General features: G+C 51.0%; 17 protein-coding genes. 11 read left to right on the forward strand and 6 right to left on the reverse strand.

Annotated features, from left to right (window positions below; all coding sequences use genetic code 11):
* Window positions 1–253: 253 nt before the first annotated feature.
* The 4 genes from HMPREF3050_RS00145 to HMPREF3050_RS00165 all read left to right on the forward strand — a co-directional run bounded on the left by HMPREF3050_RS00145 (window position 254) and on the right by HMPREF3050_RS00165 (window position 3,388).
* Window positions 254–1,231 carry a DNA polymerase III subunit delta' gene (locus HMPREF3050_RS00145; RefSeq protein WP_070773010.1) on the forward strand — a complete coding sequence of 326 codons (978 nt, stop codon included), beginning with the start codon at window positions 254–256 and terminating at the stop codon, window positions 1,229–1,231.
* A 19-nt stretch (window positions 1,232–1,250) separates the two neighbouring features.
* The gene (locus HMPREF3050_RS00150; RefSeq protein ID WP_003760734.1) at window positions 1,251–1,607 is read left to right on the forward strand and encodes a PilZ domain-containing protein; all 357 of its coding nucleotides are present in this window, start codon (window positions 1,251–1,253) and stop codon (window positions 1,605–1,607) included.
* Between the two features lie 4 nt (window positions 1,608–1,611).
* On the forward strand, window positions 1,612–2,388 hold the full coding sequence (locus tag HMPREF3050_RS00155) for a TatD family hydrolase (RefSeq protein WP_070773012.1): 777 nt from the start codon (window positions 1,612–1,614) through the stop codon (window positions 2,386–2,388).
* Between the two features lie 334 nt (window positions 2,389–2,722).
* Window positions 2,723–3,388 carry a sulfite exporter TauE/SafE family protein gene (locus tag HMPREF3050_RS00165; protein WP_070773016.1) on the forward strand — a complete coding sequence of 222 codons (666 nt, stop codon included), beginning with the start codon at window positions 2,723–2,725 and terminating at the stop codon, window positions 3,386–3,388.
* Between the two features lie 209 nt (window positions 3,389–3,597).
* On the opposite strand, the gene dxs is transcribed toward HMPREF3050_RS00165, so the two are convergent.
* Window positions 3,598–5,511 (reverse strand): 1-deoxy-D-xylulose-5-phosphate synthase, encoded by a 1,914-nt coding sequence (gene dxs / locus HMPREF3050_RS00170; RefSeq protein WP_070773018.1) that lies wholly within the window; start codon window positions 5,509–5,511, stop codon window positions 3,598–3,600.
* 211 nt (window positions 5,512–5,722) lie between these two features.
* On the opposite strand from dxs, the gene gmk reads away from it, so the two are divergent.
* The 5 genes from gmk (at window position 5,723) to HMPREF3050_RS00195 (ending at window position 10,079) form a co-directional block, all read left to right on the forward strand.
* Window positions 5,723–6,340 carry a guanylate kinase gene (gmk, locus tag HMPREF3050_RS00175; RefSeq protein WP_009312424.1) on the forward strand — a complete coding sequence of 206 codons (618 nt, stop codon included), beginning with the start codon at window positions 5,723–5,725 and terminating at the stop codon, window positions 6,338–6,340.
* 59 nt (window positions 6,341–6,399) lie between these two features.
* Window positions 6,400–6,606 (forward strand): DNA-directed RNA polymerase subunit omega, encoded by a 207-nt coding sequence (gene rpoZ, locus HMPREF3050_RS00180; RefSeq protein ID WP_003740638.1) that lies wholly within the window; start codon window positions 6,400–6,402, stop codon window positions 6,604–6,606.
* Between the two features lie 110 nt (window positions 6,607–6,716).
* Window positions 6,717–8,873 carry a RelA/SpoT family protein gene (locus HMPREF3050_RS00185; protein ID WP_045072866.1) on the forward strand — a complete coding sequence of 719 codons (2,157 nt, stop codon included), beginning with the start codon at window positions 6,717–6,719 and terminating at the stop codon, window positions 8,871–8,873.
* 377 nt (window positions 8,874–9,250) lie between these two features.
* A complete protein-coding gene (gene rpsU / locus HMPREF3050_RS00190; RefSeq protein ID WP_002214819.1) occupies window positions 9,251–9,463 on the forward strand; it encodes a 30S ribosomal protein S21 in 213 nt (70 codons plus the stop codon).
* Window positions 9,464–9,632: 169 nt separating this feature from the next.
* Window positions 9,633–10,079 (forward strand): GatB/YqeY domain-containing protein, encoded by a 447-nt coding sequence (locus HMPREF3050_RS00195; RefSeq protein WP_003744883.1) that lies wholly within the window; start codon window positions 9,633–9,635, stop codon window positions 10,077–10,079.
* Between the two features lie 94 nt (window positions 10,080–10,173).
* On the opposite strand, the gene HMPREF3050_RS00200 is transcribed toward HMPREF3050_RS00195, so the two are convergent.
* Together HMPREF3050_RS00200 and HMPREF3050_RS00205 are read right to left on the reverse strand one after the other, a co-directional pair.
* Window positions 10,174–10,539: a hypothetical protein gene (locus HMPREF3050_RS00200; RefSeq protein ID WP_070773020.1), complete on the reverse strand. Its 366-nt coding sequence runs from the start codon at window positions 10,537–10,539 to the stop codon at window positions 10,174–10,176.
* Window positions 10,536–10,841, reverse strand: coding sequence for a hypothetical protein (locus HMPREF3050_RS00205; protein ID WP_070773022.1), 306 nt, complete (start codon window positions 10,839–10,841; stop codon window positions 10,536–10,538). The genes HMPREF3050_RS00200 and HMPREF3050_RS00205 overlap by 4 nt, the downstream gene beginning before the upstream one ends.
* 149 nt (window positions 10,842–10,990) lie before the next feature.
* Between HMPREF3050_RS00205 and HMPREF3050_RS00210 the strand changes: the two genes are divergently transcribed.
* Window positions 10,991–11,377: a helix-turn-helix domain-containing protein gene (locus HMPREF3050_RS00210; RefSeq protein WP_003760765.1), complete on the forward strand. Its 387-nt coding sequence runs from the start codon at window positions 10,991–10,993 to the stop codon at window positions 11,375–11,377.
* A gap of 85 nt (window positions 11,378–11,462) precedes the next feature.
* On the opposite strand, the gene HMPREF3050_RS00215 is transcribed toward HMPREF3050_RS00210, so the two are convergent.
* From HMPREF3050_RS00215 to HMPREF3050_RS00225, 3 genes are read right to left on the reverse strand one after another with little or no spacing between them, the layout of a single operon-like run.
* On the reverse strand, window positions 11,463–12,785 hold the full coding sequence (locus tag HMPREF3050_RS00215) for an MFS transporter (protein WP_070773024.1): 1,323 nt from the start codon (window positions 12,783–12,785) through the stop codon (window positions 11,463–11,465).
* Entirely contained in the window at window positions 12,782–12,979 is a 198-nt protein-coding gene (gene ccoS, locus HMPREF3050_RS00220) for a cbb3-type cytochrome oxidase assembly protein CcoS (protein ID WP_003744897.1), read from the reverse strand. Before ccoS ends, HMPREF3050_RS00215 begins: the two co-directional genes overlap by 4 nt.
* A complete protein-coding gene (locus tag HMPREF3050_RS00225) occupies window positions 12,979–13,284 on the reverse strand; it encodes an HLGFF motif protein (protein ID WP_019270221.1) in 306 nt (101 codons plus the stop codon). Before HMPREF3050_RS00225 ends, ccoS begins: the two co-directional genes overlap by 1 nt.
* A 523-nt stretch (window positions 13,285–13,807) precedes the next feature.
* Between HMPREF3050_RS00225 and HMPREF3050_RS00230 the strand changes: the two genes are divergently transcribed.
* Window positions 13,808–15,004: an acetate kinase gene (locus HMPREF3050_RS00230; protein ID WP_070773026.1), complete on the forward strand. Its 1,197-nt coding sequence runs from the start codon at window positions 13,808–13,810 to the stop codon at window positions 15,002–15,004.
* The last annotated feature ends 249 nt before the right edge of the window (window positions 15,005–15,253 follow it).

The raw sequence follows: 15,253 nt of genomic DNA on the forward strand, positions 1-15,253 counted from the left end.
ACTGCCTTGCCGGCGCACTATGCCGACTACGTCCCCGCCAAATAGCGCGTTCACATCCGTTGCGGTAGATGACGCTAGGGGAATAGGGGCAGGGAACCTTTTGAGGAGAAGGGAGGGTCAAAAAGGCTGAGAAGAGGCGGAAAGAGGATAGAGACGATGTTATAAACGTTTCGAATTGTATTCTCAGTTTCAGACGACCTCCAACATTTCCCTGTATAATCACGCTTTTGTTCAAACGCTTGTACTTTTCAATATGATTTATCCGTGGCATCAAAACCAGTGGCGGCAGCTTACCGACCATTGGGAAAATCGTCCGAACGCTTGGCTGTTTACCGGCAAGGAAAACACCGGCAAAACGGCGTTTGCGCGGTTTGTGGCGCAGGCTTTGCTGTGCGAATCGCCTCGGGAAGATCATCAGCCTTGCGGCGTATGCGCTTCGTGTCATTTGTTTTTGCAAAACAGCCATCCCGATTTTTACGAACTCACTCCTGAAATCCCCGAAGACGGTGCGGTCGGGCGAAAATTGTTGCAGATTAAAATAGATGCCGTGCGCGATATTGTGGAAAACATTTATCTGACTGCTGTGCGCGGCGGGTTGCGGGTGGTATTGGTACATCCCGCTGAAAGTATGAACGTGCAGGCGGCAAACGGATTGCTCAAAGCTTTGGAAGAACCGCCGCAACATGTTGTTTTTTTGATGGTTACGCATGCGCGTGATAAGCTTCTTCCGACCATTAAAAGCCGTTGCCGCCAGATGGTTTTGCCCGCACCTTCGCGCGACGAAGCTTTGGCGTATCTTCGGAAAGAGGGTGTGGATGATGCGGAATCTCTGCTGGCTTTCCACAGCGGCGCGCCCTTGTTTGCCCGTACGCCCGAAATGGATGACTTGCGCGAAGAGCTGCTCACTTTGCTTGCCGCCCCGCGGCTGTTGACGATACTCGACTATGCCGCTGCGTTTGACAAACACAAACAACCGTTGGCAGTCTTCATTGACTGGATGCAGAAATGGCTGTTGGATGTCGGCTTGGTGCAACAACAAATGCCGCCGCTTTATTATCCCGATTACGCGCAGGCATTGTCGCAGACGGCTTCCAAAACCGATCCGCGCCGCCTGTTTGCGCTGACGGGTCGTCTGAACGCACTCAGCCCTTACGGATACCACACCTTGAGTGTTAAAATGCAGCTTGAGTATCTGCTGACTGAATATCTCGAATTTTGGCAAAACAAATAATCAGATAAGGTAAAACAAAATGGTAAACAACAATAAAGACATTCCGGCGAAAATGATGGCGTTGCAGCTTAAAGACCCGACTCTGCTCTACAACTGCTATATGCCGTTTCTCGAACACGGCGGACTTTTCGTTCCAACCGAAGACGTATTTTCATTGGGCGAAGACATCCTGCTCGCCGTTGAAATCGCCGATTACCCCAAACGCTTCCTGCCTACCAAAGTCGTCTGGATTAACCCCGCCCGTACTTCCGCACACCGTCCCAAAGGTGTCGGGCTGGCATTTTCCGAACACGAAAGCTGCCTTCAGGCGAAAACCCTGATTGAAGGCGAGCTGGGACCGAAACTGCGCAGCGACCGCGTTACCTTCACGCTTTAAAATCATGCATTTAATCGATTCGCACTGCCACCTCAATTTCGAAGGCTTGAGCAACCGCCTGCCTGAAGTGTTCGCCAATATGGAAGAACAAAGCGTCAAGCAGGCGCTTGCCATCAGCGTGAGCAAACAGAGTTTCGCCGAAGTCTTCGACATTGCCCAAGCCAATGAACAGGTTTACTGCACCATAGGCGTCCACCCCGACAGCCAAGAAGCCGAAGAATTTACCGTCGCTGAAATGGTGGAAGCGGCAAAACACCCGAAAGTCGTCGGTATAGGCGAAACGGGCTTGGATTATTACTGGTGCAAAGGCGATTTGGCATGGCAGCACCGCCGCTTCGCCGAACACATCCAAGCCGCCAACGAAAGCGGTTTGCCTGTGATTGTTCACACCCGCGATGCCGCCGCCGATACTTTGGCGATTCTGAAAGAAGGTCAAACCAATTCTGGCGTTATCCACTGCTTCACCGAAGATACCGCTTTTGCCAAAGCTGCTTTGGATTTGGGGCTGTATATTTCCTTCTCCGGCATTGTTACCTTCAAAAATGCCCCACAAATTCAGGAAGCCGCCAAATACGTCCCTGCGGATCGAATGCTGGTCGAAACCGACTCCCCCTTCCTCGCCCCGGTTCCCAAACGCGGTAAGCCTAACGAACCTTCCTATGTCCGTTATACCGCCGAGTTTGTGGCGAAACTGCGCAGCGAACCCGTAGAAACGCTTGCCGCTTACACTAGCGACAATTTCTATCGTCTGTTCAATAAAGTACCCGACATCCGTGTTTGATTCGAATAGAAAAAAGGTCGTCTGAAAATGCTTTATCTAGCGTTTCAGACGACCTTTTGAAATTTGGAATTTTTTATATAAGAGGGCAGTCGAATATCAAATAGGCTAGGGTAATTTTGTTGGGCAGACGATGGAAGATGGTGGAAGTCATCGATAAAATCGGTATCACAAGAAAGCCAGTGCAAAAGCGGACAGATAGTCATGGATGGGTTTAAAATCAACGCGAAAATCAAGATGGCAACTTCTTGAAAATATTTAAAGATATGGCTTTCATCATATCGCTCTACATTTTCCTGAAAAATCATACTTCTATCGACACATCGCCTTTCCAATAATGAATTACGACATCACCTTTTTCACTCTGTTTCTACTCGGCTTTTTCGGCGGTACGCATTGTGTCGGAATGTGCGGCGGATTGAGTAGTGCGTTTGCGTTGCAGCTTCCGCCGCATCTTAATCGGCTGGGACTGATTGTCCTATTGAATTTGGGACGCATCAGCAGCTATGTATTGATAGGTTTGATTGTTGGGCTGGTCGGGCAAGTCGGTATTTCTTTGGATGATACGCGCTGGCTGCAAAACGGCCTGTATATTGCGGCGAATATTTTGCTGTTGCTGTTGGGGCTGTATCTGGCGGGGCTTTCTACGGCGGCTACACAAATTGAGCGCATAGGCAGACCGATATGGAAACGTTTGAATCCGATTTTGAACCGACTGCTGCCGATTAAATCCGTTCCGGCTTGTTTCGGCGTAGGCATGTTGTGGGGCTGGCTGCCTTGCGGCTTGGTATACAGCGCTTCATTGTATGCTTTAGGCAGCGGCAATGCGGTGCAGGGCGGGCTGTATATGTTGGCTTTTGCACTGGGAACGTTGCCGAATTTGTTGGCAATGGGGATCTTTGCAGTGCAATTGAAAACACTTTTACAACGCAGAGCCATCCGTTTGTGCGCCGGACTATTGGTTGCGGGCTGGGCGGTTTTCCGTTTGGTGGTAATGCTTTGAGTCTGGCACTGAAACGCCTTTCAAAAGGGTAGGGGCTATATAGTGGATTAACTTTAAACCAGTACGGCGTTGCCTCGCCTTAGCTCAAAGAGAACGATTCTCTAAGGTGCTGAAGTACCAAGTGAATCGGTTCCGTACTATCTGTACTGTCTGCGGCTTCGTCGCCTTGTCCTGATTTAGATTTAATCCACTATATGCGCAGCTTCAGCTCAAGCCGACGGCAGCCATCCGCGTATGCGTTTTTCCATTGCGTCGGCACTCAAACCCAAATCGTCCAAAAGTTTTTTCGGATCGCCGTGTTCGGTTACAGTATCGGTAACACCCAAAAGCAAAACGGGTTTGCAGATACCGTGTTTTGCCAATACTTCCAGCACTGCGCTGCCTGCGCCGCCTTGTTCGGCGTTTTCTTCGGCGGTAACGATGTAGTCGTGGCTTTGGGCGAGGCGGACGATGAGTTCCTCGTCTATCGGTTTGACGAAGCGCATATCGGCGACGGTGGCGTTCAGTTTTTCGGCAACCGCCAATGCGGGGGCGACCATGCTGCCGAAGGCGATGAATGCGGTTTTCTCGCCTTGGCGGCGGACGATACCTTTGCCGATGGCTACGGTTTCGAGGTCGTCTGAAACGGGCGAGCCTGTTCCCGTGCCGCGCGGATAGCGGACGGCGGCGGGGGCGTCTGCCTGATAGCAGGTCGAAAGCAGCAGGCGGCATTCGTTTTCATCGCTCGGCGCGGCAACAATCATGTTCGGCACGCAGCGCAAGAAGCTCAAATCGTACAAACCGGCATGGGTCGGGCCGTCCGCGCCGACGATGCCCGCACGGTCGACGGCAAACAAAACAGGCAGGTTTTGCAGGGCGATGTCGTGCACCAGTTGGTCGTAGGCGCGCTGGAGGAAGGTGGAATAAATGGCGACGACGGGCTTCATGCCTTCGCAAGCCAAGCCGCCGGCAAAGGTCACGGCATGCTGCTCGGCGATGCCGACATCGAAATAGCGGTCGGGGAATTGTTGTTCGAATTCGACCAGTCCGCTGCCCTCGCGCATGGCGGGGGTAATCGCCGCCAATCGGGAATCTGCCGCCGCCTGGTCGCACAGCCATTTGCCGAACACTTGCGTATAGGTCGGTTTGGCGGCGGGTTTGTTTTCTTTTTCAGACGACGTTGCGGTTTTGAGGTCGTCTGAAACGTCTTTGGGCAGGTTGGCGACGGCGTGGTATTTGACGGGGTCGTTTTCGGCGAGTTTGTAGCCGTTGCCCTTTTTGGTGATGACGTGCAGCAGTTGCGGGCCTTTGCGGCCGCGCAAGTCTTTCAATACGTCAACCAGATGCTCGACGTTGTGACCGTCCACGGGGCCGGTGTAGCGGAAACCGAAGTTTTCAAACAAAGACAGCGACTGCTTGGCGTGTTCGGCTTCGCCCGCCAGCGTTTTGATTTTGTGTTCGACTTTTTGGGCAAGCTCCATCGCGCCGGGCAGCTTGTCCAAAACCTTGCTCGATTGCGCCTTGATTGTGCTCAACACGCCGCGCATATCGCGTACGACGTTGCTGGCAAGGTATTTCGGCAGCGCGCCGACGTTAGGGGAAATCGACATTTCGTTGTCGTTTAGGATGACCAGCAGGTTCACGTCCATATCGCCCGCGCAGTTCAAGGCTTCAAACGCCTGACCCGCCGTCATCGCGCCGTCGCCGATAATGGCGACGCTGCGGCGGTCGCTGCCCAAGAGTTTGTCTGCCGCCGCCATGCCCAAAGCCGCGCCGATGGAGGTGGACGAATGCCCTACGCCAAACGCGTCGTATTCGGATTCGCTGCGCTTGGGGAAACCCGCCAAGCCGCCGTAGCGGCGCATGGTGTGCATCTGGCCTTTGCGGCCGGTGAGGATTTTGTGCGGATAGCTTTGATGGCCGACATCCCAAACCAAATGGTCTTCGGGCGTGTTATACACATAGTGCAGGGCGATGGTCAGCTCGACCGCGCCCAGATTGCTGGCGAAATGCCCGCCGGTTTTGCCTATCGAATCCAGCAGAAACTCCCGCAGCTCGGCGGCGACTTGGGGCAACTGTTTTTTATCCAGACGGCGCAAATCTTGCGGGCTGTCGACGGTATCGAGTAGCGGAGTGTGGCTCATGGTGTGTCTTTGCAGGCTTATTTGTGTATAGCGGGCAATTATAGCAAGAGTTTAGAAAGACGTGGGTTTCCTGCCGGAGGTCGGGTATCGCTGTTAAGCCGTTGTCTGCCGATGGACGCGGCGTTTGGGAATGTGTGTAAGGGTCGTCTGAACATGAAATTACACGCCCCGTATGCTACAATCAACAGATAATCCCATCGGTACCAAAATCATGAAACCCCATAAAAAAGGCAATATTTTCATCATCTCCGCCGCTTCCGGCACGGGCAAGACCACGCTGGTTTCCCGTCTTTTGAAAAACAACGCCGATTTGCGCGTCTCCGTATCGCATACCACCCGCCAGCCACGCGAAGGCGAACAGCACGGCGTGCATTATCATTTTGTTCCCAAAGAGGAATTTGAGTCTTTAATCAAACAGAAAGCCTTCCTCGAACACGCAAACGTTTTCGGTAATTATTACGGAACCAGCATCGCGGGGGTCAATTCCCTTAGCGAAGAGGGTTACGATGTGATTTTGGAAATCGACGTGCAAGGCGCGGCGCAGGTACGCAAATCCCTGCCCGAAGCGAGCAGCATCTTCATCCTGCCGCCTTCGTTCGAAGTCCTTGCCGAACGCCTTATCGGGCGCGGCACCGACAGCGAGGAAGTCATCCAAACCCGCCTCTCCAAAGCGCGTCACGAAATCGAACAATCCGTCCTGTTTGACTATATTGTCGTCAACGATGATTTAGACAGGGCAGAAGCCGATTTGCTCCACATCATTAAAGCAGGTCGTCTGAAAAAATCTTCCCAGCAAGGATTTATCTCAAACCTGTTGGAAAATTCCTGAAAAACAGCGAAAATACGCATTTACATTCCATCACAAATTAATAGAAAGAAAGCAAACAAATGGCTCGTATCACCACTGAAGACTGCACAGGCAAAATCCCCAATCATTTCGACCTGACCCTCGTCGCCGCCCGCCGCGCTCGCCAGCTTGAAAACGGCAACGCCCCTATGGTTGACGACATCCGCAACAACAAACCGACCGTTACCGCCCTGCGCGAAATCGCCGCCGGTCAAATCGGTACCGAACTGCTGACCCGCAACAAATAATACCGGCAGGCAAAATCTGCCCAACCGCCGCGCGGATTGTATCGGCGCGACACATCCGACCGATACAGTCTGACGGCTCAAAACAAAACACACACCGAAGGCCGTCTGAAATGCCCGCCCCCCAGCCCACTGCCCCCTACGACGCGCTGACTGCCGAAGCCCGCGAACTTTTGTTCCGCACCGCCTCCTATCTCAGCCCATCCGAACAGGCCGAGCTTGAAAAAGCCGTCGCCTACGCCTTTCACGCCCATGACGGACAAACCCGTAAAAGCGGCGAACCCTACATTACCCACCCCCTTGCCGTCGCCACGCAACTTGCGTTGTGGCACATGGACATACAAGGCTTGTGCGCGGGCGTGATGCACGACGTACTCGAAGACACGGGCGTATCCAAAATCGAAATGGCGGCAGAATTCGGCGAAACCATCTCCGAGATGGTGGACGGACTTTCCAAACTCGAAAAACTCAAATTTGAAGATCATGCCGAGCATCAGGCGGAAAGTTTCCGCAAGCTCATCCTCGCCATGACCAAAGACGTGCGCGTGATCGTCGTCAAACTCGCCGACCGCCTGCACAATATGCGCACGCTCGGCTCCATGCGTCCCGACAAACGCCGCCGCATCGCCAAAGAAACCCTCGAAATCTACGCCCAAATCGCCAACCGCATCGGCTTGAACAACGCCTACCAAGAGCTTCAGGATTTATCGTTTCAAAACCTCCACCCGAACCGCTACGAAACCCTTAAAAAAGCAATGGACAACAGCCGCAAAAACCGCCGCGACGTCGTCGGCAAAGTTTTGCGCGCCTTCAGTCAGCGTTTGGTCGGTGCGAACATCGAAGCCAAAATCAAAGGTCGGGAAAAAAACCTGTACAGCATCCATCAAAAAATGTTGGCGAAAAAATTGCGCTTTGCCGAAGTCATGGATATTTACGGATTCCGCGTCATCGTCAACAGCATTCCCGCCTGTTACGCTGCCCTCGGTGCGCTGCACAATCTTTATCAACCCAAACCCGGACGCTTCAAAGACTATATCGCCATCCCGAAAAGTAACGGCTACCAAAGCCTGCACACGACCCTGGTCGGTCCTTACGGCTTGCCCATTGAAGTCCAAATCCGCACGCGCGAAATGGATGCCGTAGCCGAAGGCGGCATCGCAGGACACTGGATATACAAATCCGGCGAAAACACCGTCGATCAAGCCGTCCTCCATACCAACCAATGGCTCAAAAACATCCTTGATTTGCAAGCCAGCAGCGCGAACGCCATCGAATTCCTCGAACACGTCAAAGTCGACCTGTTCCCCAACGAAGTCTACATCCTGACGCCCAAAGGCAAAATCCTCACCCTGCCTAAAGGCTCGACGCCCATAGACTTCGCCTACGCCGTTCACACCGACATCGGCCACAAAACCGTCGCCGCCCGCATCAACAACACCATGATGCCCCTGCGCACCAAACTCAAAACCGGCGACTCCGTTGAAATCATCACATCCGAACACGCCAAGCCCAATCCGGCATGGCTGAATTTCACCGTTTCCAGCCGTGCGCGCAGTGCCATCCGCCAATACGTCAAAAACCTTAACCGCCACGATGCCATCATACTCGGCGAAAACCTCCTGCAAAAAGCCCTGTCCAGCCTGTTGCCCAAAGACGTATTGCTTTCAGACGACCTCAAAGAAAAATACCTCGCCGACCTCAACGACAAACAAACCTCGTTTGAAGAAGTCCTCTACAACGTCGGCATGGGGCATACCCTGCCCGTGTACGTCGCCATGCACATCGCCGAACTGGCAGGGCAGCACTTCGGCAGCGAAGTCAAACTCAGCCCCATCAAAGTCAACGACCAAGAAACCGGCCGCATCCATTTTGCCGAATGTTGCCACCCCGTCCCGGGCGATTCCGTCCGCGCCCTTTTGGTCAAAGACAAAGGCATGATTATCCACCGCGATACCTGTCCGACCCTGCTCAAATCCGACCCTGAGCAGCAGCTTGATGCGAACTGGGAAGGCATAGGCAGCCATACCTACCGCACCGGACTCAGTATCCAGTCCGAAGACGCCCACGGCCTGCTCGCCCTTATGGCGCAAGCCATCTCTAACTCCGGCGCGGACATCGAGTCCGTCGAAACCCCCAACAAAGCGCTGGCAGGTACGGAAGGCTTTGTCGAATTCAAGTTCATCATCAAAGTGAAGGACTTGGCGCAAATCAACCAAATCATTCACAACCTGCACGCCATTCCCCAAGTGCGCAAAGTGGTTCGAAGCTAACGGAAGAAGGACGGTAAAGCCGATGCCGTTTTGCCGCCTGATAGGGTTTAAGTTTTCTTAAAATCAAAAACAAAATCAGCAAGACGCGCGAAATACCACAAAGGTCGTCTGAAAACCGATATTCAAGGTTTTCAGACGACCTTCAAACTTGACAGGAACGACGCAATCAAAGATAATCCCGCAATTCATTTGCAGCCGCATCGACGGCATATCCGGCGCCAAGCCGACTTGTTAGGAGGTGATGTTTACATCACGGCGCGTATCCCGCCGGTCGCAAGACACCCGAGATACAAACAACCACTTTTTGACAAACCGCCCCTTTTTACCTTTCTCCCTTTCGGCGGTTTGAAACCAGAATTCAATTTAAAGGAAATAAAATGCCTGCAATCCGCGTTAAAGAGAACGAACCCTTCGAAGTAGCCATGCGCCGTTTCAAACGTGCCGTAGAAAAAACCGGTCTGCTGACTGAGCTGCGCGCCCGTGAAGCTTACGAAAAACCGACTACCGAGCGCAAACGCAAAAAAGCCGCAGCCGTAAAACGCCTGCAAAAACGCCTGCGCAGCCAACAACTGCCTCCTAAAATGTACTAAACATCAATTGCAGGTCTGCCCTGTGATGCCGAAACACACCGCAAGGCTTGACCTGCGGTGTGTTTTGTTTTTCAGACGACCTGCAAGATAAGGGGCCGTCTGAAAAATAGAGAATCCTCTAAGGCAGTATGTGCAATACCATCTTCCATCTTTTCCCGAAAGTCATCCCATGAGCCTGAAAGCACAATTAACCGAAGACATGAAAACCGCGATGCGTGCCAAAGATCAAACTGCTTTAAGCACCATCCGCCTCATCAATGCCGCCATCAAACAATTTGAAGTGGACGAGCGCACCGAAGCCGATGACGGCAAAGTGATTGCCATCATCACCAAAATGGTCAAACAGCGCAAAGACAGTGCCAACATCTACGCCGAAGCAGGCCGTCAGGACCTGGCGGACAAAGAAAATGCCGAAATCGAAATCCTGCACCGCTACCTGCCGCAAATGATGTCTGCCGAAGAAATCCGCACTGCCGTGGAAACCGTAATCGCCATGACCGGAGCTTCCGGAATGGCTGACATGGGTAAAGCCATGGGCGTGTTGAAAACCCAGTTGGCGGGCAAAGCCGATATGGGTGAAGTCAACAAAATCCTCAAAGCTGCGCTGACTTCATAATTGAATACCGACCGCTTTGGACGGATTCAAGAACGACAAAAAGGTCGTCTGAAACCGAGATTTCAGGTTTCAGACGACCTTTTCCAGATAACCATTATTTCGTGTTATATCCTGTATGCATTTTCATCAAAATTTCGGCATTTGAATTATCATTTGTTATATTCTTCTCTTGATTATATATCTTAAATAGTTCATTTACATAAGACAAACAAGTCAGCTTTTTTCGATCAAAAGGAAGTTTACTAAAATAATAATATAAATCAGGGTTTTGGTCTGCTTCTATTGTAAAGCTGATTAATTCTTCAATTGCCGCTATATCCTGTCCAGAAATAATATAATTGTAAAGCCTATCTATGTGTAAATAAACTTTCATCTTGGCAGTATTCTTTTGAGAGAAATTTTTTATATAGCTCCAAATAAATGGGACTAAAACAAAAAGAAATATTAATAATACTTTCATTCCTTACCAACCCTAAAAATTAATATTAAAATCATATAAATTATCCCCCCAATTAATAATCCACTGATACTGGAAACAACTCCACACAATATAAAAGACCAAAATCCGCTAGGCAAAAATTGCTCATAAATATAATCTGAAGCAAAATAATTACCAATCATCAAAGGTAATAATAACAATAATCTACCTGAAAAAATTACCTCCATAAATCCACAAAACACCATAACCCAAACAAACTCATCTTTCGAATTAAAATTAAAAATATATGCACATATCAAAAAAATTATTGCTATAAAACTCATACATAGCACCCTGAAACGACTGTTTCTGCATTTATTTAATACCTACTTAGATACAAAGATGCTATACTGAAAGTTAAATTTAAACCACCAACTAATCATATTGAATATCTATTTTTTAGTATCTAAATTCCGCCTAAAAGTGAGTAAGCATGGAACTTCATGAAAAAATTCGAGTAATGAGAGAAATGAACCAATGGTCTCAAGAAGAAATGGCTGAGAAATTAGCAATGTCTGCTAATGGGTATGCAAAAATAGAACGTGGGCAAACTAAACTGACTTTTGATAAATTGAATCAGATTGCACAGATTTTTAAAATTGATGTAGTTGAATTGATTACAAAAGAAAAACCATTATTTCTTTTGGTCGGAGATAATAGCCACAATTACGGATCAAATTACTATGGCAACAATGAAGCGTTAATAGCTGAAAATGAAAAACTGAAACTGACAATATCTCATAATAATGAAATTATTCAACGACAAGAAAATGAGATTTTAGCTTTAAAAGAAATCATTTCTCTACTCAAAAAAAATTAACACTCTATCTAATTCACTCAAGACATGAAAGAGGTCGTCTGAAAATGGGATTCCCGTTTTCAGACGACCTTTTTTAAGCTTAGGCTTACCGTTTGCCGATATTGTGAAATATCTTGCCCATATCGTTTAAGAAACGGGGTTCACGCTGGATTAGGTAAACAATCAAAGGGATATTGCCGATGGCGACGATCAGGTAAAGCAGGGAAATGCTGTCGAACAACATCAAGAGTACCGCGCTTAAAATGGCAGCCGATACCATGAACACGCCATTGATAATGTTGTTGGCGGCGACGGCGTGGGCGCGGAAGGATTCGCTGCTGGCGGTTTGCAGCCAAGTGTAGAGCGGGACGGAGAAGAAGCCGCCGAAGAAGCCGATCAGCGTCATGACAAGCATGACGGGATACGCCATGCCTTGCGACAGGAACCAGGTGATGCCGTTGAGTTCGGTAAAGCGTTGCCCTTGGGTCAGCCATACCAAAATCAAGCCGAATACGGTCAAACCGGTCGTGCCGACGGTTACCAAGCCCAAGAGCAGGCGTTCGTGGCTGAGTTTGGCGCACAACACCGAGCCGGCGGCGATGCCGATGGAGAATAGGGCGAGCATGAGGTTGAAGACGTTGTCGTTGCCGCCCAAATGGATTTGCGTGAAAGTCGGCAGTTGGGTGGTGTAAACCGAGCCGATAAACCAAAACCATGAAATGCCGATGATGGATGTGAAGACGGAATCATATTGCGCGGTTTCGCGCAGGAGCGCGTGCGTGCCTTTGACGATGTTCCATTCGATTTTCGTGTTGGGGGCTTTGGCGGGGACGTTAGGCATGAAGAAGCTGGTCAACGTGCCGCCGATGGCGACGAGCAATACTAAGATGCCGACGACGGAGGGCGGCAAGCCTGCGACGGACGTGCCTAAAATCTGACCGAACAAAATGGCGATGAATGTTCCTGATTCGATCAGGCTGTTGCCCATAATCAGCTCTTTGTCGTTGAGGTAATCGGGCAGGATGGCGTATTTCAGCGGGCCGAACAGCGTCGATTGCGCGCCCATGCAAAACAGGCAGATCAAGAGTAGCGGGGCGGACTGGATATAGAAGCCGAACGCCGCCACCGCCATGATGACGATTTCCAATACTTTGATCCATCGCGCCAAGACGGCTTTGTCGAATTTGGTGCTCAGTTGTCCCGACAGCGCGGAAAACAGGAAATACGGCAGGATAAACAGCAACGCGCCCAAGTTCAGCATTTGGCTGGCGGGCAGGAAGCTGTTTTTGCCCAAACCGTAGAAGCTGATCATCACAAACAGCGCGGTTTTGAACATATTGTCGTTGAACGCGCCCAGAAACTGCGTGCCGAATAATGGGGCGAAACGGCGGCTGGTCGGGAAATTCAGATTGTCTTTTTTGAGGCTCATTTTTCGGATTCTTGTTCTTCTTTTTCTATTTCGTTTTCAAGCAGTTTGTCGGTGGAATCGTCGTCCATCAGGATGCGGTGTGCCGGCCCTTCAAGGTCGTCAAATTGTCCGTTTTTGCCCGACCACCAGAAAAAATAGCCGATGGCAAACGCCAAAATAATGCTGATGGGCACTAAGATAAACATGCTTTCCATCACATCGCTCCGGTCAAATCGGTTAAGACAAAAGTCTGTCCCGATACGGTCAGATATTCGTTGCGAAGCGAGCCGACGGGGGCATCGTCAAAAAACAGTTCGATACGGTCTTTCACGACGCGCCAATATTGCGGAATCTCGGTTTGCCCGAAAGGCGCCAAAACCTCCGCCGCCACGCCTTCTTCACTTTGCAGCTTGACGGCGAAACGCCCGCTCTGCGGCTGCGTTTCGGATTCATCATCCGGCAGCATGATGAAAAAGCCCACATGGGCGCCTTGTTGCGTATGGATACTGAAATAGTGCATATCAAAGAATCTTAAAAGGCTGCCGCTGTTTTCAGACGACATAGTGAATACAAAAACTTTCTAAATGTAACAGTTTGACACGCCCCTGCAAAGGGCTTTACGCCCCCGCGTTCGACAGGTCGTCTGAAAACAAACCGTTTCCCTTTAAACATCAATATCTTCCTTTATCGCTTTCCGCCTGCTCCAAGTCAAGCATTAAGCCAAGCAGCCGCCCCCGTTTTTTGCTAGAATAGCGCGGTTTACATTCATCAACCGATTTCAGACGACCCCGTTCAACCGGCGGCGGCAGAAACCACACGGAAAGCAATATTCATAAAGTTGCCCCATTCCGAATGTAGCGGTCATTTTTCTTTCATAGATTTTACGCCACCAACCGATACGGCCTGCCGCGCAGATGCCCGGCTCGAACCTCAAGCGCATCCACTATGCCTGCGGGAGATGTTTGGCGGTATATCCACGACAAAGAACAGATTGCCGATACTGCCCGCACAGGGTCGTCTGAAACATCCAGGAGCCACAACAAATGACCCAAAAACTCATCCTAGTTTTGAACTGCGGCAGCTCATCCCTCAAAGGTGCCGTGCTGGATAACGACAGCGGCGAAGTCCTGCTCAGCTGCCTTGCCGAAAAACTCAACCTGCCCGACGCTTACATCACGTTCAAAGTAAACGGCGAAAAACACAAAGTCGACCTGTCCGCCAAACCCGACCACACCGGCGCAGTTGAAGCCCTGATGGAAGAACTCAAAGCCCACGGCCTCGACAGCCGCATCGGCGCCATCGGCCACCGCGTTGTCAGCGGCGGCGAACTGTACAGCGAATCCATCCTCGTTGACGACGAAGTCATCGCCGGCATCGAAAAATGTATCCCGCTTGCCCCTCTGCACAACCCCGCACACCTCTTGGGCCTGCGTGCCGCACAAAGCATTTTCAAAGGCCTGCCCAACGTCGTCGTTTTCGACACCGCCTTCCACCAAACCATGCCGGAACACGCCTACAAATACGCCATTCCGCAAGAATACTATGAAAAATACGGCCTGCGCCGCTACGGCGCGCACGGTACCAGCTACCGTTTCGTTGCCGACGAAACCGCACGCTTCCTCGGCAAAGACAAAAAAGACCTGCGCATGGTGATTGCCCACTTGGGTAACGGCGCGTCCATTACCGCCGTCGCCAACGGCGAATCACGCGATACCAGCATGGGCCTGACCCCGCTGGAAGGCCTCGTGATGGGTACGCGCAGCGGCGACATCGATCCCGCAGTCTTCGGCTTCCTCGCTGAAAACGCCAACATGACCATCACTCAAATCACCGACATGTTGAACAAAAAATCCGGCCTGCTCGGCTTGTCCGGCCTGTCCAACGACTGCCGTACCATCGAAGAAGAATCTGGCAAAGGCCATCCCGGCGCGAAACTCGCCCTGGACGTCTTCATCTACCGCCTCGCCAAATACATCGGTAGCATGGCTGTGGCAGCCGGCGGCCTGGACGTGCTCGTCTTCACCGGCGGTATCGGCGAAAACTCCGACATCATCCGCGAGCGCGTACTCGGCTACTTGGGCTTCCTCGGTCTGAAAGCCGACCACGAAGCCAACCTGAAAGCCCGCTTCGGTAACGCCGGCGTGATTACGACTGTCGACAGCGCAGCCGTCGCCGTTGTTATCCCGACCAACGAAGAATTGATGATTGCACACGACACCGCCCGTCTGAGCGGCCTGTAATACAGCGCATCATCCGATAAAAAACCTGCCGAAAACGGCAGGTTTTTTGTTGGCGCGGCAAAAAGCAAGATGTGTCTGCATGACCCGCTTCGGGATTTCCTCTCTGTCGTCAAACAAAAGAAGAGGGCGCAGGTTTTTCTGCTTTATGTCCCGAACGATATTTACCCCGATTTCTTCCCTCTCAGCAAGAGCCGCGATAAGTTGCTTTTCGGTAAAAAGGTCGTCTGAAAACCATTTTCAGACGACCTT

Source organism: Neisseria sp. HMSC065D04 (assembly GCF_001815675.1).
Lineage (GTDB): Bacteria > Pseudomonadota > Gammaproteobacteria > Burkholderiales > Neisseriaceae > Neisseria.